At 67.2% G+C, this 21406-nt stretch carries 25 protein-coding genes; 11 read left to right on the forward strand and 14 right to left on the reverse strand.

Annotated elements, in window-relative coordinates; genetic code table 11:
• Nucleotides 1-17: 17 nt before the first annotated feature.
• Nucleotides 18-389 (forward strand): MerR family transcriptional regulator, encoded by a 372-nt coding sequence (locus FR943_RS22940; RefSeq protein WP_217160642.1) that lies wholly within the window; start codon nt 18-20, stop codon nt 387-389.
• Nucleotides 390-509: 120 nt separating this feature from the next.
• Nucleotides 510-1259, forward strand: a complete 750-nt coding sequence (locus tag FR943_RS22945) for an SDR family NAD(P)-dependent oxidoreductase (protein ID WP_217160571.1) — start codon at nt 510-512, stop codon at nt 1257-1259.
• Between the two features lie 87 nt (nt 1260-1346).
• On the opposite strand, the gene FR943_RS22950 is transcribed toward FR943_RS22945, so the two are convergent.
• Entirely contained in the window at nt 1347-1904 is a 558-nt protein-coding gene (locus tag FR943_RS22950; protein WP_217160572.1) for a TetR/AcrR family transcriptional regulator, read from the reverse strand.
• A 202-nt stretch (nt 1905-2106) separates the two neighbouring features.
• On the opposite strand from FR943_RS22950, the gene FR943_RS26530 reads away from it, so the two are divergent.
• Together FR943_RS26530 and FR943_RS22960 are read left to right on the forward strand one after the other, a co-directional pair.
• Complete coding sequence (locus FR943_RS26530; RefSeq protein WP_217160573.1) at nt 2107-2538, forward strand: MmpS family transport accessory protein; 432 nt, start codon at nt 2107-2109, stop codon at nt 2536-2538.
• On the forward strand, nt 2535-5453 hold the full coding sequence (locus FR943_RS22960; protein WP_217160574.1) for an MMPL/RND family transporter: 2919 nt from the start codon (nt 2535-2537) through the stop codon (nt 5451-5453). Before FR943_RS26530 ends, FR943_RS22960 begins: the two co-directional genes overlap by 4 nt.
• Nucleotides 5454-5470: 17 nt before the next feature.
• On the opposite strand, the gene FR943_RS22965 is transcribed toward FR943_RS22960, so the two are convergent.
• Nucleotides 5471-5854, reverse strand: a complete 384-nt coding sequence (locus FR943_RS22965; protein ID WP_217160575.1) for a nitroreductase/quinone reductase family protein — start codon at nt 5852-5854, stop codon at nt 5471-5473.
• A 142-nt stretch (nt 5855-5996) separates the two neighbouring features.
• Between FR943_RS22965 and FR943_RS22970 the strand changes: the two genes are divergently transcribed.
• From FR943_RS22970 to FR943_RS22990, 5 genes are read left to right on the forward strand one after another with little or no spacing between them, the layout of a single operon-like run.
• Complete coding sequence (locus FR943_RS22970) at nt 5997-7097, forward strand: catalase family peroxidase (protein ID WP_217160576.1); 1101 nt, start codon at nt 5997-5999, stop codon at nt 7095-7097.
• On the forward strand, nt 7094-7639 hold the full coding sequence (locus FR943_RS22975; protein WP_217160577.1) for a cytochrome b: 546 nt from the start codon (nt 7094-7096) through the stop codon (nt 7637-7639). The genes FR943_RS22970 and FR943_RS22975 overlap by 4 nt, the downstream gene beginning before the upstream one ends.
• Before the next feature lie 2 nt (nt 7640-7641).
• On the forward strand, nt 7642-8208 hold the full coding sequence (locus FR943_RS22980; RefSeq protein ID WP_217160578.1) for a sigma-70 family RNA polymerase sigma factor: 567 nt from the start codon (nt 7642-7644) through the stop codon (nt 8206-8208).
• Nucleotides 8205-8852 (forward strand): zf-HC2 domain-containing protein, encoded by a 648-nt coding sequence (locus tag FR943_RS22985; RefSeq protein WP_217160579.1) that lies wholly within the window; start codon nt 8205-8207, stop codon nt 8850-8852. The genes FR943_RS22980 and FR943_RS22985 overlap by 4 nt, the downstream gene beginning before the upstream one ends.
• 51 nt (nt 8853-8903) lie before the next feature.
• The gene (locus FR943_RS22990; RefSeq protein ID WP_217160580.1) at nt 8904-9284 is read left to right on the forward strand and encodes a nitroreductase family deazaflavin-dependent oxidoreductase; all 381 of its coding nucleotides are present in this window, start codon (nt 8904-8906) and stop codon (nt 9282-9284) included.
• Between the two features lie 6 nt (nt 9285-9290).
• Here the strand turns inward: FR943_RS22990 and FR943_RS22995 are convergent, their stop codons facing one another.
• Nucleotides 9291-10697, reverse strand: a complete 1407-nt coding sequence (locus tag FR943_RS22995; protein ID WP_217160581.1) for a cytochrome P450 — start codon at nt 10695-10697, stop codon at nt 9291-9293.
• 236 nt (nt 10698-10933) lie between these two features.
• Between FR943_RS22995 and mddA the strand changes: the two genes are divergently transcribed.
• Nucleotides 10934-11701, forward strand: a complete 768-nt coding sequence (mddA, locus tag FR943_RS23000; protein WP_217160582.1) for a methanethiol S-methyltransferase — start codon at nt 10934-10936, stop codon at nt 11699-11701.
• Between the two features lie 62 nt (nt 11702-11763).
• Here the strand turns inward: mddA and FR943_RS23005 are convergent, their stop codons facing one another.
• The 4 genes from FR943_RS23005 to FR943_RS23020 form a co-directional block, all read right to left on the reverse strand.
• Nucleotides 11764-12870 (reverse strand): hypothetical protein, encoded by a 1107-nt coding sequence (locus FR943_RS23005; RefSeq protein WP_217160583.1) that lies wholly within the window; start codon nt 12868-12870, stop codon nt 11764-11766.
• 246 nt (nt 12871-13116) lie between these two features.
• Complete coding sequence (locus FR943_RS23010) at nt 13117-13563, reverse strand: pyridoxamine 5'-phosphate oxidase family protein (RefSeq protein ID WP_218046113.1); 447 nt, start codon at nt 13561-13563, stop codon at nt 13117-13119.
• A 79-nt stretch (nt 13564-13642) separates the two neighbouring features.
• Nucleotides 13643-14266, reverse strand: a complete 624-nt coding sequence (locus FR943_RS23015; protein WP_217160585.1) for a TetR/AcrR family transcriptional regulator — start codon at nt 14264-14266, stop codon at nt 13643-13645.
• The gene (locus FR943_RS23020) at nt 14253-15122 is read right to left on the reverse strand and encodes an oxygenase MpaB family protein (protein ID WP_217160586.1); all 870 of its coding nucleotides are present in this window, start codon (nt 15120-15122) and stop codon (nt 14253-14255) included. The genes FR943_RS23015 and FR943_RS23020 overlap by 14 nt, the downstream gene beginning before the upstream one ends.
• 131 nt (nt 15123-15253) lie before the next feature.
• Between FR943_RS23020 and FR943_RS23025 the strand changes: the two genes are divergently transcribed.
• On the forward strand, nt 15254-16102 hold the full coding sequence (locus tag FR943_RS23025) for an alpha/beta hydrolase (protein ID WP_217160587.1): 849 nt from the start codon (nt 15254-15256) through the stop codon (nt 16100-16102).
• 13 nt (nt 16103-16115) lie between these two features.
• Here the strand turns inward: FR943_RS23025 and FR943_RS23030 are convergent, their stop codons facing one another.
• From FR943_RS23030 to hemC, 7 genes are all read right to left on the reverse strand, one after another.
• On the reverse strand, nt 16116-16343 hold the full coding sequence (locus tag FR943_RS23030; protein ID WP_217160588.1) for a hypothetical protein: 228 nt from the start codon (nt 16341-16343) through the stop codon (nt 16116-16118).
• Nucleotides 16340-16822: a transport-regulating membrane protein Mce1N gene (gene mce1N / locus FR943_RS23035; RefSeq protein WP_217160589.1), complete on the reverse strand. Its 483-nt coding sequence runs from the start codon at nt 16820-16822 to the stop codon at nt 16340-16342. The genes FR943_RS23030 and mce1N overlap by 4 nt, the downstream gene beginning before the upstream one ends.
• On the reverse strand, nt 16815-17168 hold the full coding sequence (locus FR943_RS23040; protein WP_372448228.1) for a hypothetical protein: 354 nt from the start codon (nt 17166-17168) through the stop codon (nt 16815-16817). Before FR943_RS23040 ends, mce1N begins: the two co-directional genes overlap by 8 nt.
• 73 nt (nt 17169-17241) lie before the next feature.
• The gene (locus FR943_RS23045; protein WP_217160591.1) at nt 17242-17688 is read right to left on the reverse strand and encodes a hypothetical protein; all 447 of its coding nucleotides are present in this window, start codon (nt 17686-17688) and stop codon (nt 17242-17244) included.
• Nucleotides 17685-18665: a porphobilinogen synthase gene (gene hemB, locus FR943_RS23050; protein WP_308170634.1), complete on the reverse strand. Its 981-nt coding sequence runs from the start codon at nt 18663-18665 to the stop codon at nt 17685-17687. The genes FR943_RS23045 and hemB overlap by 4 nt, the downstream gene beginning before the upstream one ends.
• Before the next feature lie 105 nt (nt 18666-18770).
• Nucleotides 18771-20450 carry a bifunctional uroporphyrinogen-III C-methyltransferase/uroporphyrinogen-III synthase gene (locus FR943_RS23055; protein WP_217160593.1) on the reverse strand — a complete coding sequence of 560 codons (1680 nt, stop codon included), beginning with the start codon at nt 20448-20450 and terminating at the stop codon, nt 18771-18773.
• A complete protein-coding gene (hemC, locus tag FR943_RS23060; protein WP_217160594.1) occupies nt 20447-21403 on the reverse strand; it encodes a hydroxymethylbilane synthase in 957 nt (318 codons plus the stop codon). The genes FR943_RS23055 and hemC overlap by 4 nt, the downstream gene beginning before the upstream one ends.
• Nucleotides 21404-21406 lie beyond the last annotated feature (3 nt).

Genomic DNA, 21406 nt, shown 5'->3' on the forward strand with positions numbered 1-21406 from the left:
ACAAAGCAGAGGCCAACATGCAGATCGGTCAGGTTGCCGCGCGGACCGAGCTGTCGATTCGCACCATCCGTCACTACGACGAAACCGGCCTGGTGACACCGTCGGCCCGCAGCGCGGGCGGATTCCGGCTCTACACCGAACCCGACGTCCAACGGCTCCTGTTCATTCGGCGGATGAAGACGCTCAACCTGACCCTCGCCGAGATGAAGGACCTCCTCGGGGCGCTGGACACCCTCAAGGACGACGGGGCCGGCGCGGCGGAACGAAGTGCCGCCACCGAAACCCTGCACCGGTTTCAGGCCCGTACCGAAGAAGCCATCGGTCAGCTGCGTAAATACCTGGGCTTGGCCGAGGAGTTCGCCGAGTCCCTGGCCGAGTACACCCGCTAATCGATCCTGCGTCTCATTTCACAGCGTTCGCGACTTCGCGCAACCCTACTCTTACGTTAGAGTAGAGTTGTCAGCACGGCGGCGGACGTCCCCGCCGCAACGGATCGAAAGGATGAGGTCATGTTTGAACTCGACGGCAAGGTCGCCTTGGTGACCGGCGCCGGGCAGAACATCGGCGAAGGGATCTCGCACGCCCTGGCCCGCCAGGGCGCCATCGTGGCGGTCAACGACTACCACCCCGAGCGGGCACAACGAGTCGTCGACGACATCAATGCCGCCGGTAGGCGCGCCATCGCCGCACCCTTCGACGTCACCGACCTACCCGCGGTGACCGACGCCTTCGCGAAGGTCACCGAGCAGGTGGGGCCGGTCGACATCCTCATCAACGGTGCCGGCAACGGCGGCCCGGGCGAGCAGCTACACCAGTACACGTTCCGGGAGATGCCGATCGAGTACTGGCAGACCACGATCTCGGTCAACCTCTTCGGGGTTCTCAACTGCTGCAAAGCCGCGATCGGGAGTATGGCGGACAGGGGGTGGGGGCGGATCGTGACGCTGTCGTCCGGCGCGGGCGAGACGGGCCTCAACCTCGGCGTGTCCACTTATGGCGCAGCCAAGGGCGGGGCAACGGCATTCATGCGCCACCTCGCCGTCGAGAACGCCGCCCAGGGCGTGACAGCCAATACGATCGCCCTCGGCATGGTCTTGAAGGACACCACCGGAGTGGCAGAGATGGCCGCGGCAATCCCGGCCGGTCGCGTGGGCCGACCCGAAGATGTCGGTGCACTCGCCGTCTACCTGGTCTCCCCGGAGGCCTCGTGGATCACCGGGCAGACCATCAACCTCAACGGCGGCGCCTTCATCAAGTAGGCCGTCACGGCCTCAGACCGCCTGGCGCCGGGCGAAGTGCCAATCGCCCGGCACGGCAGTGAAATTCAGCTCAGAATCGGGACCGTTCTAAGTCCCGATGCACCTTTTGGAGCAGGCCAGCAGGAACCGGCGCAGTTCGGCCTCCTCCACATCGGCGAACTGCGGATCGGTTGCGCTGGCATAGATCCCAGCGGTGATCATCGAAATCGCCACCCGCCCGGCGGTATCCGGCTCGGGCCCCAACAGCAGTGCGGCGAACCGATCGCGGGTGTGCTGAAACTCTTCGTGCGTCTCGACCAGCTTCTGAATGGTCCGGTCGGAGTAGAACAGTGCGGAGATCGGCCGGTGCTGCAGGGCAACCTCGATCAGGCCGCTGACGGCAACATCCTGCCGGGCTGCCGAGGTGGACAACACCTCGGCGATCCGCGTCACGTGTTCGATGGCATCGAACACCGGCTGGACGACGGCCAGTGCAATGTCGTCTTTGGACTGAAATTGGTAGTACACCGCACCTTTTCGCACCCCGATGCGGTCGGCGATCATCTGCAGTGACGTACCGCTGACGCCGTGTTCGGCGAACAGCTCCAGTGCGGCAGCAAGCACACGGTCCCGCGCGAAACGACGGGTTGTCGACGGCTTCGCCAAGTGGCGCTCCTCCTCATGCCGGCACGCCCCAGTTCAAGCGTCGATCGACTCTAACCCGCCTCCCGGCGAGACCGAGCGCGAGCTGCCCGGCTTGTCCCCACTTGGCCACTCGGCTAAGTTTTTGACAGTAGTCGGACAAGTTTTACAAGTCATACGGCCAATCAGATCGATATTTTTCTACAAACCCCCAAGGAGATCGAGCGTGTTGTGGGTGCTCAAACGCGGATGGCTGCCCATCCTCATCGTCATTGCGCTGGCGATCGCGGGCCTGACGGTCAGCCGGATACGCGGCGTGTTCGCCTCTGAGGGCCCGCCGGTCGCACCGATCGAATTCGCGAACGACCCCGATCCGTTCGATCCCAAGGAGGTGACCTACGAGGTATTCGGCCCCGCCGGCGCGCGGGTCGACGTGCACTATGTGGATCTGAAGGGCAGGCCGCAGAAGGTCATCGGAGCGGTACTCCCCTGGCGCCTTGAACTGTCCACCACCGCACCCGCGGCGTCCGTCAGCGTCGTCGCCCAGGGCACCGCGCCGCACCTGGGCTGCCGAATCCTCGTCGACGACGAGGTGCGGGATGAACGAATCGTCGACGGCTTCAACGTCCAGACCTACTGCATCGTGAAATCCGCATGAGCCGGCATTCCCACAATGGCCCTGCCACACCCACCGACACCGCGCCGGCTCCGACGCACGAGCACGCCCACTTCGGCCGGACCGCCCGGTTGATCCGACGCCTGTCGGTTCCCTTCCTGCTGCTCTGGATCGCTGTCGCGGTGTTTTTCAACGTCGCGGCTCCCCAGCTGGAGAAGGTGGGCGAGATGCGTTCGGTGTCGATGAGCCCCGACCGTGCGCCGGCGGTGGTCGGGATGCAGCGCATCGGTCAAGTGTTCAACGAGTACAAGTCCAACAGCTCGGTGATGATCGTGTTGGAGGGGCAGGAACCACTCGGCGAGGACTCGCGCCGCTACTACACCGCGTTGATCGAGCGGCTGCGCGCCGACGCGCACGTCGAACACGTCCAAGACCTGTGGAGTGACAGCCTGACCGCGCCCGGTGTGCAGAGCGGCGACGGGAAATCGGTTTACATCCAGGTGAATACCGCCGGCAACCAAGGTGAGGCGCTGGCCAACGAGTCGATCCGGGCGGTCCGCGACATCGTCGCCGACGCGCCCGCGCCCAACGGTGTCCAAGCGTTCGTCACCGGATCGTCAGCGTTGTCCGCCGACCAGGAATCGGCCGGCCACACCAGCATGCGGTTGGTCGAGATACTGACCTTCGCCGTCATCGCCGTCATGGTGCTGTTGTTCTTCCGCTCGGTGATCACCACCATCCTGATCCTCGTCATGGTGTTCGTCAGCCTGCTGACCGTGCGCGGAGTGGTGGCATTCCTGGGCTTCCACGACCTGATCGGGCTGTCTACGTTCGCGACGAGTCTGTTGGTCACGTTGGCAATCGCCATCGCCGTCGACTATGCGATCTTTCTGGTCGGGCGGTATCAGGAGGCCCGCGGGAACGGCGAGGATCCAGAAGCGGCGTACTACACCATGTTTGGTGGCACCGCACACGTGATCGTCGGATCCGGACTGACCATCGCCGGCGCGACGTTCTGCCTCAGCTTCACCCGCCTGCCGTACTTCCAGACTCTGGGTGTGCCCCTGGCGCTGGGCATGCTGGTGCTGATCGCCACCGCCATGACGTTCGGGCCCGCGATCATCACCGTCGCCACCCGGTTCGGGCTGTTCGAACCCAGACGAGCGATGCGGCAACGAGGTTGGCGCAAGATGGGCGCGGCGGTGGTCCGCTGGCCCGGCCCGATCCTGGTGGCGGCGCTGGCGGCCGCGATGGTGGGGCTGTTGACCTTGCCCGGCTACCAGACCAGCTACAACGACCGCAACTACCTGCCCGACGACATCGAGGCCAACGTGGGCTACGCGGCCGCGGACCGACACTTCTCCCAAGCGAGGCTCAACCCCGAGATGTTGATGATCGAAACCAACCGCGACCTGCGCAACCCGGCGGACTTCCTGGTCCTCGAGAAAGTCGCCAAGGCAATCTTCTACGCCGACGGGATCGCCCGCGTGCAGGCGATCACCCGCCCCGAAGGCGATCCGCTGGAACATTCGACGATCCCCTACGTGATGAGCCAGCAGAACACCACCCAGGTGCTCAACCAGGAATTCATGGCGGCACGGATGACCGACATGCTGGCTCAGGCCGACGACATGCAGAAGACCATCGAGCAGATGGAGAAGATGCAGGGCATCACCACCCAGATGGCCGACACCACACACCAGATGGTGACGCAGATGAAGGACATGGCCATCGGTGTGCAGGAAATGCGGGACCACATCGCGGTTTTCGACGATTTCTTCCGCCCGATGCGCAACTACTTCTACTGGGAACCGCACTGCTACGACATCCCGGTCTGCTGGGCGATGCGGTCGATCTTCGACACCCTCGACGGGATCAGCTCGATGACCGACGACATCCAGGCCATGGTTCCCCAGATGGAACGTCTCGATTCCCTGATGCCGCAGATGGTCGCGATCATGCCGTCGATGATCGACACCATGAAGTCGATGAAGGCCATGATGCTCACCATGCAGCAGACCCAGAGCGGTATGCAGGCACAGATGCGCATCATGGCGGACAACTCCACCGCCATGGGTGACGCGTTCGACGCGTCCAAGAACGACGACTCCTTCTACCTACCCCCAGAAGCCCTGGACAACAAGGACTTCGAGAAGTCACTGGAGCAGTTCATCTCGCCCGACGGCCGGGCCGCCCGGTTCATCATCACGCACGAGGGTGATCCGATGTCGGCCGAAGGCATCGCGAAGATCGACGCGATCAAGAAGGTGGCGCTGAAGGCGCTCAAGGGCACCCCACTGGAGGGATCGACGATCTATCTGGGCGGCACGGCGGCGACCTTCAAGGACATGGCCGACGGCACCCGCTACGACTTGCTGATAGCCGGAATCGCGGCCGCCGTCTTGATTTTCATCATCATGCTGATCTTGACCCGGGCCATCGTGGCTGCCGCGGTGATCGTGGGCACCGTGGTGCTCTCGCTCGGCGCCTCGTTCGGGTTGTCGGTGCTGCTGTGGCAGCACATCCTGGGCATCGAGTTGCACTGGATGGTGCTGCCGATGGCGGTGATCATCCTGCTGGCGGTCGGTGCCGATTACAACCTGCTCGTCGTGGCCCGGCTCAAAGAAGAGATCGCGGCCGGTCTCAACACCGGGCTCATCCGCACGATGGGCGGCAGCGGTTCGGTCGTCACCGCGGCCGGAATGGTGTTCGCCTGCACCATGATGACGATGGCCGTCAGCGATCTCACCGTCATCGGGCAGGTCGGCACCACCATCGGACTGGGGCTGCTGTTCGACACCCTGGTGGTCCGGTCGTTCATGACACCGGCGATCGCCACCCTGCTGGGCCGCTGGTTCTGGTGGCCGCAGCGGGTCCGCGCCCGGCCCGTCTCGCAGCCCTGGCCGGCAACCGGGCATGGTTCAAGAGAGCTCGTGGACAGCGAGGCTCACCCATGACGGAGCCGGCGTGGTCACTACGCCGGGGTCAGCGCGAACACCGGGTGATCGGCGTCGTCGGGCAGGTCACGGAAATAGCCCTCCACCACCTTGCCGGCCAGCGGCCGGTATGCCGCGATCACCGGCCCGCGCTGCGGCACCGGCACCTCGGCCGCGACATAGTCGTCAGAGCCGAGCCGGACGCGCGGCTGAGCCCGCACATTGCGTACCCAGTCCGACTCACCGCGGGTGGAGACCAGGTATTTCACGCCGTCGATCACCGGGACGACGACGGGGATCTGCTGCGCCTGGCCGCTGCCGCGCCGGGTCACGGTCAACGTCTGACTGCGGCCGGCACCGGTGGCCATCGCGATGCGGTTGACCACGTTCCGGACAAACCAGGGCGGTTTGAGGTAAGCCATGGCTCCAGTCTGCGTGCTTGCCGGCCGCGGCACCACCGAATACCGACCCGGTGGTGGCCCCGGTTCACGGCAATGAACCTTCGGGTCCCGGCGTGCGTACACCTACGGGTACACCCAGACCCCAACCCCAGGCAGGTCGTCCATGGACCCGAGATCGGTCATCCCCTCCTCATGGCGCGGTAGTGCGGTCAGTCGGCGCAGCGTCATCGTCGGCATCGCGGCCGTCGGCGGCTTCCTGGCCGCCGACCTCGGCACCATGCTGTACGCCCGTGGTCCGCTGGGATCGCAGCGACGGTTGACCCCGCAGGCATTCGTCGACGCGTTTCACACGGTCGCCGGAGTGCACCGCGGCTATCGCCTCAACCACGCCAAAGGGGTGGCGGTCGCCGGGTACTTCGACAGCAATGGTGCGGGCGCCGAACTCACCAAGGCCGCAGTCTTCCGGGCCGGCCGCACACCGCTGGTCGGGCGGTTCTCGCTGCCCGGCGGTGATCCGGCAATTTCCGATACCACTGCCGCCCCGCGCGGCCTGGGCTTGGCGATCGGATATCCCGGCGCCGGACAATGGCGCACCGCGATGTTGAACCTGCCTGTGTTCCAGGACAATTCGGTGCAGGGATTCTATGACCGGCTGCTGGCATCCACACCGGTGCCCGGTACCGGCAAGCCGGACCCCGCGGCCATGGCACGCTTTCTGGCGGACCATCCCGAAACCGCCGCAGCCCTGGCGACCATCAAACAGCAACCGCCCACCTCCGGTTTTGCCGACAGCACCTTCCGCGGGCTCAACGCCTTCTACTTTGTGGATGCGGTCGGTAACCGCTCACCGGTGCGATGGTCGCTGAGCCCGTTGCGGCCGGTGATGCCACCACCCACCTCCGCGGTCAGTCCGAATTGGCTGTTCGACAACGTTGTTCGCGACATCCGGTCCACCCCGTTGCGCTGGCGGTTACTGGTGACGATCGGTGAACCGCAGGACGACGTGCGCGACGCGACCATCGCCTGGCCGGCCGATCGCCGCACCATCGACACCGGCACCGTGGTGCTCGACTCGATCGCCACCGAGGCCGCAGGCAACGCCCGCGATGTCAACTTCGACCCGATGGTGCTACCGGAGGGAATCGAGCCGTCGGAGGATCCGCTGCTGGCGGCGCGTTCGGCGGTGTATGCGGCCTCGTTTCGCCGCCGTGCCGGTGTTACCGGAGCCGCCCCGCAGGTCGAGGTCGGGAGCGTGGCGCAATGAGCGCGCCGGTACGCGCGGAGTCCCGCTACGCCGTCGGCACTCGCGTGCTGCATTGGGTGGCCGCAACCCTGGTGTTCGCCACCCTGCTCGTCGGGTTCGTCCTGGCCAACTCGCTGGCGGACTACGGAGTGCTGCTGAGTCTGCACAAAGCCCTGGGGACACTGGTTTTCGTGGTGTTCGTCGTCCGCGTGATCAACCGACTCACCGATCGCGGGCCCGCGCTGCCTGCCACGGTCGGACAAGCCGAGCGCGTCGCGGTCATCGGCTCGGAGCTCGGCATGTACGTGCTGCTGCTGATGCAACCGTTGCTGGGCTGGGCGATGCTGTCGGCGAGTGGGGTTCCGGTCGCCCTGGGTGACACGCTGCGGCTGCCGCCGATCGCCCCGCTCGACGCCGGCCTGTTCGGTCTCCTCCGCAACTGTCACTCAGTGGTGGCCTATGCCCTGGTCGTACTGATCGCCGCGCACGTGTCGGCGGTACTGTTGCACACGTTGACATTGCGCGACGGCATGCTGCGCAGAATGACTTTCGGGAAGCGCTGAGTATGGCGAACCGACCACGACGTCGCCGGCTGTCGGCCGGAAGGCAGGCGCGCGGCGCCGACGACCGGCTGTTGACCGCGCTGTACACCGATCACGGCGCTGCGGTGCGGCGATTCGTCGCCGGCCACGTCGTCGACGTACAGCAGCGCGAGGACGTCGTGCAGGAGACTTTCGCGCGGGCGTGGAAGAACATCGACCAGATCGACGCAACCCAGGGCAATCCCCGATCGTTCCTGTTCACGGTGGCCCACAACGTCATCGTCGACCAATGGCGGCGCAGGTCACGCCGGAGCGAAGTACTTGTCGACACCGACACCGACCTCGGCACCGCCATCACGCCGCCGAGCCCGGATGCCGTCAACAAGTCCCTGGAACGGATCGTCATCGGGGAATCGCTGCAACGGTTGTCCCCCGAACATCGCGAGGTGGTCAAGGCGCTGTACTTCGACGATCTCACCCTTGCCGAGGCAGCCGAACGGCTCAATGTTGCTGTCGGGACCGTGAAATCACGCAGTTACTACGCAGTGCGCGCGCTGCGCAGTGTGTTCGACGAGATGGGGCTGCTGTGATCGACGAACCTCATGTTCTTCTGGGTGCCTACATTCTCGGCGGCCTCGACGCCGAGGAACGCACCTCGTTCGAGGCGCATCTGCGCGAGTGTGCGCAGTGCCGCGCTCAGGCCGCCGATTTCGCGCCGCTGCCGGCACTTCTGAGCAAAGCCGACCCGGCCGATCTCGAAACCGAATCCACAGCCGGTGACGACCAGACACCCGCGCTGGCGGACATGCTGGCCGAGCGACGTGCGGCGGCGCACCGCCGCCTGCGCAGACGGGTGGCGCTGGGCTCGTGCGCTGCGGTGCTGGCCGCAGTCGCGCTCCTGGTTGTCATCCCGCGAGGCGACACACCCCCGCCGGGCACCGGCACCTTCGCGATGCATTCGATGGCCGCCACCGGCGCCTCGGGGTCGGTGACCCTGACCCCCAAGCCGTGGGGGACGGCCATCGTGCTCGACCTGAAAGAGCTGCCCCCCGACGGTGTATTCACGCTGCGGACGATGGACGACAGCGGGCAGATGCAGCCGGCCGCCACCTGGGCGGCGATGCCGACCGGGGCGGGAGTGGTACATGGCGCGACGTCGATACCGATGCCAAAGCTGCGCAAGCTCAACATCGTCGACGCCAACAACACCGTGCTGGCAACGGTGGAACGCTGAAACCGGCATGTTCTCACTGCGCAACGCGACCCGACGGCGAATGATGGTGCCATGCAACTCCCGCAATGGCTGGCCAAACTCAACCGGTACGTCACCAATCCCATCCAGAAGCTGTGGGCGGGGTGGGCGCCGCTCTACGGCATCCTCGAACACGTCGGCCGCAAGTCAGGCGCCCACTATCGGACTCCCCTGTCGGTGTTCAGCACCGATGACGGCGTCGCGATCCTGCTCACCTACGGCCCCAACCGGGACTGGCTCAAGAACATCACCGCCGCGGGCGGCGCTCAGATGCGCCGGCACGGCAAGACGATTCGCCTCGCCGATCCACGGATGGTGACGAAGGCCGAGGCGGCCGAGCACGTGAAAGGCAGGGTGCGGCGGGTCTTCGAGCGGGTGCCGGTCGAGCAGGCGGTGTTGCTTCGGCGGATCTGAAACCCGTCAGTCCGCGTCGGCCCCGCTGTGGTGGGCGGGCCGGCGCGGTTGCACCCGGGCCCGGATCGGCCCCTTGGCGATGGTGGTGAACGGCACCTCGACGGCAAAATGGTCCTCGAGCGAGGTGAGCTCGACCGACCGCACGATCGTGGCCAGCGCCAGCGTCGTCTCCAACCGCGCGAAATGTTCGCCGATACAGGACCGGGAACCGCCCGCGAACGGCAGGAACTCCCAGCGATCCCGCTGCTTGATCCGCTCCGGAGCGAACCGGTCCGGGTCGAACACCTGCGGATCCGGCCACAGCTGCGGGTCGCGGTGCAGCGCGGCGATACCCACCGCCACCAAGCTGCCGGCCTGCACCCGGTAGCCGCCGACGGCGATGTCGCGCACCAGCAACCGGCCCACCCCGGCCGCCGGCGGGCACATCCGCAACGCCTCGTTGAGCACCTGATTGGTGTAGCCGAGTTGCGGCACGTCCTGCGGGGTCAGCTCACGGTCCCCGATCGCGGCGGCCTCGGCGGCGACGCGCTGCTGGATCTCCGGATGGTGGCCGAGTGCCCACAACGCGTAGGTCAGCGCGGTGGCGGTGGTGTCGTGGCCGGCCAGCAGGAAGATCAGCAGGTCGTTGCAGATGTCGTCGTCGGACAGTCGGTGCCCGGTCTCCGGGTCGACCGCCGCCATCAGCGCCCGCACCAGCGGGGCGTCCCGGTCCGGATCGTCGCGGCAGCCCTGCAGGATCTCGTGGGTGAACGCCAGCATCGCCGCCACTGCGCGCCGAGCCCGGCGCCGGGCCGGGGTGGGCAGCCAGCGCGGCGCCCGCACCGGCCGTAATGCCCGGTCGGCGGTGTAGGAGGAGGCGACGTGCATGTGTTCGGCGATGCTCTCGGCATGCTCGTTGAGATCGATGCCCAGCACCGAGTGTCCCAGCGACTGCATGGTCAGCCGCCGGCCGTCGGCGTCGAGACCGACCTCGCCGCCGTCGGCCCAGCCGTCCACGGTGTCCTGAGCGGCTCGCGACATGTGCCCACCGAAGTCACGCACCCCGTGCTTGGTGAACACCGGTTGCAGCGCCCGTTTGCGGGGCCGCCACGGCTCATTGGGCAGCACGAACAGGCTGTCGCCGGCGGCATGGCGGACCTCGTCGTGGACGATGCAGCGTTCGGCGAACGCGTCGTTGCGGCCCAGCACATCGCGAATGGCCGCCGGGTCGAACACCGCCACGAGTGGGGGCGCCAACCAGCGCGGACCGAACTGCACCCGGGTGACCGTGCCGCCGGCGGCCCGCAGCACGTCCTGGCCGGCGTCCAGATCGCGCACCGAGCGCGCCAGCCGCCACAGCGACAAGGGGTTCTTCGGCGCCAACGGCAACGCGCTGACATCAGGTTCCTGCACCACGTCCCCAATCCCGACCATGCGCTCATATTCCCACTGGAAAGCGCATCCCAACGGCGAATGATGGTGCCATGCGGCTGCCGCATTGGTTGGCCCGGCCGGGTGTGAAGGGGGCCAGCGGCAAGTTCTGCAAGGGAGACCGCGCTGATCGCGATTTGCTCTGGCAGATCCACCGGATTCACGGTCTCCAGATCTATGTTCACCTGGGGTTTCCAGGACTACCGTGGGAGATCATCAGCCGGTGGCAGGAGGTCACCATGAAGCGCCTACTCGTCCTCGGCTACGGGACCGCGAGCTATCTGGTGTTCGTCGCGGCCTTCCTCTACGCAATCGGCTTCGTCGGCGATTTCGCCGTGCCACGCACCGTCGACTCCGGCATCGCCGCACCCCCTGCCGAGGCGGTGATCGTCAACCTGCTGTTGCTGTTGGTCTTCGCCGGCCAGCACAGCGTGATGGCCCGGCCGGCGTTCAAACGCTGGTGGACCCGGATCGTCCCGCAGGCCATCGAGCGCAGCACCTACGTGCTGCTGTCCAGCCTGGTGCTGTTCCTGTTGTACTGGCAGTGGCGCACCATGCCAACGATCGTGTGGAACGTGGAATCTCCTGTGGGGCAGGCAATTCTGTGGACACTGTTCTGGCTGGGCTGGGCCACCGCATTTGCCTCGACGTTCATGATCAGCCACCTCGACCTGTTCGGCCTGCGGCAGGTGTGGCTGAACTGGCGGGACCGGCCGTATGACGAGCCGGGATTCCGCACGGTGATGCTCTACCGGGTGGTCCGGCACCCGCTGATGACCGGTTTCATCGTGGCGTTCTGGGCGATCCCGACGATGACCGCGGGCCACCTGCTGTTCGCGGCCGGCAGCACCGCCTACATCCTGGCCGCGATCCAACTGGAGGAGCACGATCTGGTGGCCAACCTGGGCGATCAGTACCGCGACTACCGGAAGCGGGTGCCGATGCTGGCGCCCGGGCTTCATCGTGGCCACCACAGCGCACCGACTGTGCGGCACCGTCCGGTATAGCCTGCGGCGATCAGCCTGGCATGCGGTCCGGGTGCGGCCACTGGGCCGCACCCGACGCACGTCTACTCCTGACTGTCACCCGAAGAGGCCGCGGCCCCAGACGATCCACTCGGCGCAGCGGAGACCTTCGCGAGCCGGCCGGGGCTCGACTTCGCCCTCGTCACAGCGGATTTCACTGCCACCGCGGCCGGTGCCTGCGCCATGGCTCTATCGTTGCCACCAGACCTCATCAGGGCCCGGCCCGGCCGAACTTTGTTGCCGTCACCGAAGATCGAACGCAGGCTCGGCCGGACAGACTTGGGCGTCACCGCCGTGCTGATGGTGGTTCGCGAACCCGTAGCGACATCGGCCTGGATGCGGGCCGCCACGCCCTGCTCCTGCTCCTGCTCCTGCTCCTGCTCCGAATGCGGTGCCACCGGCTGGGTCTGGAGTGCGGTCTTGACTGCCTGCCGGGTGCTGCTGATCACCGCCACCGTGGCGCCCGTCAGATCGAGCGTGCGCATGGCGACATCCTTCACGCCATGTTGCACAGCGTTGATCGCGTTGCCGGCATCGCCGGTCACCACCGCGGCCAGGACGTCACCCACCGCCGCGGCGGCCGTGTCGATCAGCGGCTTCACATAGCTTATGCCCAGGTAGATGGGCAGTGAGAACGCGCTTTCCAGCACCACCGGAACCAACGCCTGCGCTACGGCCAGGGGACGCTGCAGGAGCCACTCGGCCTGCGGGATCGACCGTTGCAGGAATTGAATGGCCGGTGTCAGCACCGCATTCATGATCTCGATGGGCGCCTGCCCCGGGTTCCCCTCGGCGATTGCCGCTACTGCCGCGGCGATCCCGTCGGGCAGCCCGGCGGCCGTGGCGCCCAGGGTCGTGACACCGTCCACCACGATGCCGCCCGCCACCACGGCCGATTCGATCTGGTTGGCGAGGAACTGGGTGAGGACCGGGGCCGGGTCACTGAGCTCCTCGGTGATGATGCCGGTGGCGAGATTCTCGGCGAACTCGAACACCGGGGCGAACACCTGGGCTGGGTTTTCCACTGCGGCAGCGAGTTGCACTGCATCCGAATGGATTTGCAGAGGTGGTTGGACCGGAGCGGTGGCGATGACGCCGGCTCCGACGAGGGCTATACCGGCACTGAGATAGGGCCGAACAGCTGCGTGCATGCGATCCCTTTCATCCTGGTCGACATTCGCAGGCGGTGACTCGGCGCACCGTCCGCAGCCGACGACGAGGGACGTTACCCGCCGATATGTAACGTGTTTCAGTATTGTCCGAACCGAGTTTGCGTCCACTTGAATGCGCAATATTTAGCAATGGCAATGGTGCTGAACCAACTGGGAATTCGTCAATATTGCTACTTACGGTAGCGTAATGAATAGTTGCGGCTACTTGTTAGTAGCATTCACGCTTCACCCCTGGTGCCAGCTGAGCAGCTCGCCGGAACCGGACGTCATGACGGTGCCGGGCATGACGCGCAACCGGTAGGGGGTCAGCCGCAGCGCGGCGAACTCGGGCGAGGTCGGCCCGCCGCTCCACTGCGGGATGACATACGGGTCATAGCCCACCGGCGCGGGGCCGTTGGCGAACCGGTCCCACACCTGCGTGCAGGTTTCGTCGTCGGTGTACCACTCCACCAGACAGTCGGCGGCGCAGGTGTCGTGGCCGGTGGCCCAATAGCTGACCGACATGTACGGGTGCACCGCCAGATGCGCGCGTTTCACCGGGCTGGGAACGGTTGCGACCCAACCGAACAGATCGGTGGCGTCCCACTCCCAGATGGGGTGCAGGATGCGGGTGCGCGGCCGCCCGTCAGCATCGACGGTGGCCACCGACGCCCACACGATCGTGTGGGCCATCTCGACGAAGGCAGGGGCGACGCGCTCCAGTGAGGTCACACCGCCAGCGTAGGCAACGCCCACCACCGGGCGCGGAAGATCAGGCCGAGATCGTCCGAAGCGACACCGGCAGGCTAGGCAGGAAATGGCGGGTGGCGAAGGCTCGGATGTCTTCGGCGGTGTCGAGTGGTTCGACGCTGGGCAACAGCAGCACCATCGCCGCGTACCGCAGGATGGTGTCGGCCAGGTCGTTGACCGCCCGTTGGCCGATCCGGTCGGCGAACCCGGCCGGGAAGATCACCTTGAGCGCAGCTGCCATTCGCTCGATCGCCGCGCCGTAGTGGGTGTGCAGCATCTCCATCACCAACACCGGTTCGTCGGCGATCATCTGGTTGAGCACATGGTGCCGGCGGAACCGCAGAATCGACAGCGTGAACGCCTCGACATAGTAATTCGATTGCGGTCCGGCATTTTTCAATTCGATGGCGATATCGGCGAACAGCGCCGCGTTCTCCCGCTCGATGACCGCCGCGACCAGCTCGTCGCGGTTGGCGAACCTGCGGTAGATCGTGGTGCGGCTGACCCCGGCCCGGCGCGCGACATCGTCGAGCGCGACCCGGCGCAGACCGTGACGCTCGAACTCGACGAGGGCAGCGTCCAGGATTGCCACCGTCGCGGGCGACGAATCAGACCCCGTCGCGGGCGACGAATCAGCCCCGGGCATAGCCCTTTTGGGCAAACTTGTTGTAGCGCACGCTCATCGGTAGATGATCCCACACCCAGTTCACCGGGCGGCTGCGCCAGAATGCCGCGAACCGCTGATAATTGCGTTCCTGGCGCTCACTCCACGGCAGCTCCAGCAGGTCACGCGCCCGCGGCGGCAGACCGCCGGTGGTCAGGAACGCCGCGGCCGGGTTGAACACGAGGGCGACGATCCGCCAGACGGCCGGGTGTACGGCCTTGGGGCACGGGAAGCCCTTGGTGACATAGCCGACGCCGTAGCGCGCCGACTTGTGCGGGACGGCCACCTCGTTGAGCATCCGGTCCCAGTACTTCTCGAACTCGGCATACGTGGCCGGCATCGGCCGGTCACTGACCCCGTAGCGCCGGTACCAGGTCTTGGACTCGGCGTAGATCTGCTCCTTCTCGGCGTCGCTGAGCCGCTTCACGAAGGTGTCGGCGAAGTAGAAGATCTGCTCGACGAAGGTGGCGTGCGCCCAGAAGTAGGTGTCGGGATCGAGCGCGTGATAGCGGGACACCACTTCTCCGTCGGGGCCGGGCATATCGCCCTTGACGTGGTGGTGGAAGTCGCGCACCTGGAGGCCGGCGTTGTCAGCTTCGGACCCGTAGACCGTCCGGAAGATCGGCGGGATGGTGCGCTTGAGTCGCTCGGCGGTGTCGGCGAAGAACGTCGAATGGTCCAGCACGCCCTGCCCAAGCTCGGCCAGCATGTTCTGCAGGACGGCGGGACGCGGCCCGATCAGATACATCCGGTTGTCACCGAAGTACTTCCAGACCAGCGATTGCGGTCCCAGCGGCAAGCCGTCGGTCTGTTGCGGGTGATCGGCCAACTCGGTCATGGACACAGTGTTACAGATTTCGCACTTTGTACCAAGACGCTGTGACCGGGGTCACCGACAGGGTGGTCGGCGTTATCGTGCCGTTGCCGGACCGGTCGCGTGCTGAGACCCGCCGTTGGAATGATGCGCAGGTGACCTCGCTGACCCGCCGCGACGCGCTGCGTCTGGGCGTCACCGGTGCGGGTGCCGCGGGACTGATGGCATTGGGCGGCCTGCTCGATCCGCCGACGCCCCACGCGTCTCCGGGCCCCAACCAACCCGCCTCCGCGGGCGCCCCGCTGCCGACCCGCGATTCGGGGTCGTTCATCTCCGCGGCCCGCGGCGGTGTCGAAACCAACTGGATCATCGCCCGCCCGCCAGGCCAGCACGGCCCACTGCGACCGGTGATCGCCCTGCACGGGATGGACAACGATGCTGCGGGCGTGATGGACCTCGGCATCCCGGAAGCACTGGCCCAGCTGACCGCAGCCGGCCGGCCGCCGTTCGCGGTGGTCAGTGTGGACGGCGGCAACTCGTTTTGGCGCCGTCGAGCTTCCGGGGAGGACTCCGGGGCGATGGTGCTCAACGAGCTGATCCCGATGCTGGCCACCAAGGGCCTCGACACCTCACGCGTGGCCTTCATGGGCTGGTCGATGGGCGGCTACGGCGCCATGTTGTTGGGTGCCAGACTGGGCGCCGCGCGCACCGCGGCGGTCTGTGCGATCAGCGCGGCGCTGTACCTGACGTACTGGGGCGCGCCGCCCGACGCCTTCGACAGCCTCGAAGACTGGCAGCAGAACTCTGCGCTGAGATTGCTACCGGCGCTGGGGTCGATCCCGGTGCGCATCGACTGCGGCACCGGGGACAGGTTTTACGCCGCGTCCAGAATGTTCGCCAACCAGCTACCGAGGACCCCGACCGTGGGCTTCTACCCCGGCGGCCACGATCAGGAATTCTGGCGCGCGCACTTGTCCGATGAGCTTGCCTGGCTCGATTCTTGAACCGCGCCTTGGGTCAGCGACGCAACCGGGCGATAGCCAGCACCACCAGCACGCCGGCCGTTCCCGCCAACACCAGGGACAACACCAACAGCGGCGCCGAATAGCCGACCGCCGTGGTGGCCGGCTCGCCGTCGAGCACCGGGGCCACCTCGATCGTGGTGCTGGCCGCGAGCCAACTCAGCACAGCGCCCACGGCCGCCACCACGGCCACCACCAGCTCGAGCACAGCCCGCGGTTTCACGGGGTCCGCTCCGCGACCAGCGGCTCCAATGCTTCGCGCAACCGTCGGTGCTTGCGCGCCCACGCCTGAGCCGAGCGCTTGCCGGTGAGCTGCAACCCGATGCCGGTGCGGCCCCGCGGCACCCCGGTGAGCTCGCCGAGGGCACGCGCGGACTGCCACTTGGGCACTTCTGAACCCGACGCCTCGGGATAGATCGCCACGATCTCGTCGACCTGCAACGTCTCGGCCCCCTGACGCAGGGTGTGGGCGGTCAACTCGACGGACGTGTGGATGCGGGCGGCCTTGATCTGGATGGCGACGAACCCCGACACCAGCAGCAGGAACACCAGCGGGATCCACAGGTCGTGGCCGTATCCGCCGGTCTTCTGCAGGATCGCCATCCCGACCCCGGCGAACGGGCCCAACAGCAGCCAGCCCCAGCTGGCCCCGTTCTCGTAGAACAGCACCTCGGGGGTGACCTTGTTCACCTGCTCACTCACCTTCGTCTTCCCTCCGCTGCGGCAGCGCACTCAGACCCGTTCCCACGATCAGCAGGAGCACACCGAGCACCGTGAGAATGTGGACCACACCGAGCCGGGCGGTCAACGCCACGATGACCATGGTGGCCAGCGACAACGCGATCGCGGCCCGCCGGAACCGCGGGTCACCGGTGCGGCTGCGGCCGGCCAGATACGCCATGCCGAACCCGGCGAGCGCGGTGAGCACCCCGCCACCACGGAGCAGGAGCGGGTCCGCGCCGGGCAAGCTCACCGAGGCCGCAAACATTCCACCGACGACCAGCAGCACCGCGGCCACCAGCCAGAAGCCGAAGCCGACAGTTGCCACGAGTGGTCGACTCGGCGCCGGACGTGGCTCTTGCGACGCGGGTGATGAAGGCATTGCCGGGAAGCGTAGCGAATCACCGGGTGAAGAAACCGTTGGCGTCCTTGCGGTGCAGCAGGTACACCCCGCCGGCGATCAGGACCGAGCCGACGATGGCGGTGACGGCGTAACCCACCGCGGCCGCATCCTCACGTTCACCGGTCAGCAGACTGCTGATCGCATGCAGCATCGATACGAGTCCGCCGCTGGTCAGCAAGGTGCGGGCCCATCGGTAGCCCTGCCGCATGAGCAGGAGGAAGGCCACCACGATCGAGGTCAGCACCACGACGAACATCGCCGAGAACACCACGGTCACCGAGCGCTGCACGCCGGTGCCGGTGCCGGTGCCGGTGCCGGTGAACAGGTCGATCAGATAGCCGAGCACCATCAGTACCAGCGCCGCCGTCCACAGCCAGAATCCGGTGTCGACGTCGTCGGGACGTTCGGCCGGGTCCGGGTGTGGTTCGCCGCTCGGGTCCGTCACGCCAGCCAACCGGCCACATCGGCCGCCCAGTAGGTCAGCACAATGTCGGCGCCGGCCCGCCGGATCCCGGTCAGTGACTCCAGCGCCGCCGAGCGCAGGTCGATCCAGCCGTTGGCGGCGGCCGCGCAGATCATCGAGTACTCACCTGAGATCTGGTATGCCGCAACGGGTACCGGTGAGATGTCGGCCGCGGCGCGCACCACGTCGAGGTAGCTCATCGCGGGCTTGACCATCACCATGTCGGCGCCCTCGTCGATGTCGAGTTCGATCTCGTGCACGGCCTCGCGGATGTTGCCCGGATCCTGTTGGTAGGTACGACGATCGCCGACGAGGCTGGAGGAGACCGCTTCGCGGAACGGGCCGTAGAACGCCGAGGCAAACTTGGCGGCGTAGGCCAGGATCGCGACGTCGGCGTGCCCGGCGGCGTCCAGCCCGTCGCGAATGGCGGCCACCTGACCGTCCATCATGCCGCTGGGCCCGACCACGTGCGCACCCGATTCCGCTTGTGCCACAGCGAGTTCCACGTAGCGGGCATTCGTGGCGTCGTTGTCAACTCTGCCGGCCCGGTCCAATACCCCGCAGTGTCCGTGGTCGGTGAACTCGTCGAGGCAGGTGTCGGCCATCAGCACGGTGGCGTCGCCGAGGTCCTTGGCCAGATCCCGCAGCGCCACGTTGAGGATGCCGTCCGGATCGATACCCACCGCGCCCGTCGGATCCTTGTCCTCGTCGCGGGGCACGCCGAACAACATCAGCCCGCCCACGCCCGCGGCCACCGCGTCGGCGGCCGCCTGCCGCAGCGAATCGCGGGTGTGCTGCACCACGCCGGGCATCGAACCGATGGGGCGCGGTTCCGACAGACCGTCGGCGACGAACATCGGCAGCACCAGGTGCTGCGACTCCAGGGTCGTCTGGGCCACCAGACGACGTATCGCCGGGGTGGAGCGCAGGCGACGGGGCCGGTGCCTCGGAAACGCCACAGCCAAGCCTCCTTCTCGTTGTCCCCTTATCCGCCGAAACCGCATTCCAGCAGAAGAAGTTCGAGTACCAGCCTGCCGGAATGTCGTTTCGACCGGCACGGTTCCCTACCGGCGGCGGCTCTTCTTCCGCGGCGGGGGCAGCGCACCCTCGGCGCGCAGCCGTGCGGCATGCTCGGCGAGCGCGTCGACCAGCGGCCCCACGGCAGCGGTCTCCGGCTGCACGTCCACCCGCAGGCCGAACTCGGCGGCAGTCTCCGCGGTCTTCGGACCGATGCAGGCCACGATGGTCCGGGCGTGCGGCTTGCCGGCGATACCGACCAGGTTGCGCACCGTCGAGCTGGAGGTGAAGCAGACCGCGTCGAACCCGCCGGTCTTGATCATCTCGCGGGTCTGCGCCGGCGGCGGAGCGGCCCGCACCGTGCGGTAGGCGGTGACGTCCTCGATCTCCCAGCCGCGCTCACGCAAGCCCTCGGCCAGGGTCTCGGTGGCGATGTCCGCCCGGGGCAGCAGCACCCGGTTCACCGGATCGAAAACCTCGTCGAACGGCGGGAACTCCTCCAGCAAGCCCAGCGAGGACTGCTCACCCGAGGGCACCAGCTCGGGGTTGATCCCGAAGGCCCGCACCTTGTCGGCGGTGGCCTGCCCGACGCAGGCGATCTTCACCCCGGAGAACGCCCGCGCGTCCAGACCGAACTCGTTGAACTTCTCCCACACCGCGCGAACCGCGTTGGTGGAGGTGAACACCACCCACTGGAAGCGTCCGTCGACCAGGCCCTTGACCGCGCGCTCCATCTGCGCGGGGCTGCGCGGCGGCTCGACGGCGATGGTCGGCACCTCGATGGGCAGGGCGCCGTGGCCCACGAGCCGATCACTCATCTCGCCGGCCTGATCCTTGGTGCGCGGCACCAGCACGGTCCAGCCGTACAGGGCGCGGCTCTCCCACCAGTTCAGCTTGGCCCGGTTGGCCACGGTCTTGCCGATCGTGACGACCAGCGGGCCGGTGAGCGGACCGGCCAGCTCGCTGCCGGCCGGCTTCTCCAGCACGCCCTTGTCGAGCAGACCGCCCAGCGTGGTCTCCACCGACCGCTGCTGGCAGGTGGTACCGCTGGCGGTCACCACCGCCGGGGTGCTCTCGACCAGCCCCTGCTCGATCAGGGTGCGGGCGGCTTCGGGCAGGTGCGACGCCGTCGCGTGCAGGATCAGCGGCCCCGGCGCGGCGGCCAGCGCCGCCCAGTCCACGTCACCCCGGACATCTGCCACGGTGTGCGAGGACCCCAGCGGCAGGCCCGCGTAGGTCGGCACCGCGCTGGTGGCGGGCAGCCCGGGGACGATCTCGAAGTTCACGTGGCTCTTGGCCAGCGCACCGATCTCGGTGATGACGGCATCCACGGACAGCGGGTCACCGGCGACCAGGCGCACCACGTCGTAGCCGTGACGGGCCTCGGCGACCAGCGTCTTGGCCACCTCGGCAGGATCGCCGAGGGCGGGGCGGATCTCGGGCCCACCGGGGATGACGGCGGCCTGCTCGTCTGCGGGACTGGCAGTCGCCTCGGCACCTGAGGCGTCAGCGGCCTTGGCCGGCTCGGCCGGGGCCGGGCCGGACGCCGGCGGCAACTCGGTGCCGATCAGGGCCAGTACGGCTTCGGGAACGTCGGGATCGGTGAACACCAACTCGGCGTGCGCCAACACTGATTGCGCCCGCGCCGTCAGCAGCCCCGGATCGCCCGGGCCCGAGCCCACAAATGTGATGCGGCCGGGCTTCGCCTTGCGGCCTCGCATGGTCATTCTTCACTCCCGCGCTCTACCAACAGCTCGCGTGCACCCAGCTCGAAAAGCTCCGCCGCCACCGAGAGCCCAAGCTCTTCGGCCCGCTCGGGAGTCCCGATGCCGGACGCACGGATCATGTCGGATCCGTCCAGCGTCGCCACGCAACCGCGCAACGACAGCTCCTCGAAGACGTTGCCGTCCTCATCGATGGACTCGACCACCTCGGCGATCGCGCCCACCGGTGCGGAACAACCCGCCTCCAGTTCGGCGAGCAGGATCCGTTCGGCGGTGACCGCGGCGCGTGTATCGGCGTCATCCAATTCCGACAGCACCGAGATCAGCTCGGTGTCCTCGGCTCGGCATTCCACCGCGAGCGCACCCTGTGCCGGTGCCGGCAACATCTGCACCGGCTCGAGCGCCTCGGTGACTTCATCGAGGCGTCCGATACGGGCCAGGCCCGCCCGGGCAACCACGATGGCGTCGAGATCACCGCTCGTAACCCTGTTCAACCTGGTATCTAGGTTGCCTCGTAGGGGGCGGATTTCCAAACCGAGACCCAGTGCTCTAAGCTGCGCGGCCCGTCGCGCACTCGACGTCCCGATCACAGACCCCGCCGGCAACTCCCCGAGCACCATTCCGTCGCGTGCCACCAGCGCATCACGGGGATCTTCACGACGCGGGACCGCGGCGATCACGAACCGGGCGTCACGGGCGGTGGGCAAATCTTTGTAGGAGTGCACGGCCATGTCCACCCGGCCGTCGGCGATGGCCTCGCGCAGCGCGGCGGTGAACACCCCGACGCCGATCTCGGCGATCGGCCCCTGGTTGCGGTCCCCCTCGGTCGAGATGATCACCAACTCACACGGGTGACCGGCCGCCGACAAAGCGTCCCTGATGGTGCCGGCCTGCGTGGTCGCCAGCAGGCTACCCCGGGTGCCGATCCGGATTACCGTATCGCGCGTTTCTACCAAGCT

The sequence above is a fragment of the [Mycobacterium] fortunisiensis genome, from assembly GCF_019050325.1.
In the GTDB taxonomy this organism is placed as follows: domain Bacteria; phylum Actinomycetota; class Actinomycetes; order Mycobacteriales; family Mycobacteriaceae; genus Mycobacterium; species Mycobacterium fortunisiensis.

Bases quoted from the DNA above. Each gene is read 5' to 3' on its own strand.
- FR943_RS23005 (WP_217160583.1), bottom strand. From the start codon at position 12,870: ATGCACGCAGCTGTTCGGCCCTATCTCAGTGCCGGTATAGCCCTCGTC.
- FR943_RS23015 (WP_217160585.1), bottom strand. From the start codon at position 14,266: ATGCCCGGGGCTGATTCGTCGCCCGCGACGGGGTCTGATTCGTCGCCC.
- FR943_RS23055 (WP_217160593.1), bottom strand. From the start codon at position 20,450: ATGACCATGCGAGGCCGCAAGGCGAAGCCCGGCCGCATCACATTTGTG.
- FR943_RS22990 (WP_217160580.1), top strand. From the start codon at position 8,904: ATGCAACTCCCGCAATGGCTGGCCAAACTCAACCGGTACGTCACCAAT.
- FR943_RS23020 (WP_217160586.1), bottom strand. From the start codon at position 15,122: ATGACCGAGTTGGCCGATCACCCGCAACAGACCGACGGCTTGCCGCTG.
- FR943_RS22940 (WP_217160642.1), top strand. From the start codon at position 18: ATGCAGATCGGTCAGGTTGCCGCGCGGACCGAGCTGTCGATTCGCACC.
- FR943_RS22965 (WP_217160575.1), bottom strand. From the start codon at position 5,854: ATGGCTTACCTCAAACCGCCCTGGTTTGTCCGGAACGTGGTCAACCGC.
- FR943_RS22970 (WP_217160576.1), top strand. From the start codon at position 5,997: ATGGACCCGAGATCGGTCATCCCCTCCTCATGGCGCGGTAGTGCGGTC.
- FR943_RS22945 (WP_217160571.1), top strand. From the start codon at position 510: ATGTTTGAACTCGACGGCAAGGTCGCCTTGGTGACCGGCGCCGGGCAG.
- FR943_RS23010 (WP_218046113.1), bottom strand. From the start codon at position 13,563: ATGGCCCACACGATCGTGTGGGCGTCGGTGGCCACCGTCGATGCTGAC.
- FR943_RS22980 (WP_217160578.1), top strand. From the start codon at position 7,642: ATGGCGAACCGACCACGACGTCGCCGGCTGTCGGCCGGAAGGCAGGCG.
- FR943_RS22960 (WP_217160574.1), top strand. From the start codon at position 2,535: ATGAGCCGGCATTCCCACAATGGCCCTGCCACACCCACCGACACCGCG.
- FR943_RS22975 (WP_217160577.1), top strand. From the start codon at position 7,094: ATGAGCGCGCCGGTACGCGCGGAGTCCCGCTACGCCGTCGGCACTCGC.
- mddA (WP_217160582.1), top strand. From the start codon at position 10,934: ATGAAGCGCCTACTCGTCCTCGGCTACGGGACCGCGAGCTATCTGGTG.
- FR943_RS22995 (WP_217160581.1), bottom strand. From the start codon at position 10,697: ATGGTCGGGATTGGGGACGTGGTGCAGGAACCTGATGTCAGCGCGTTG.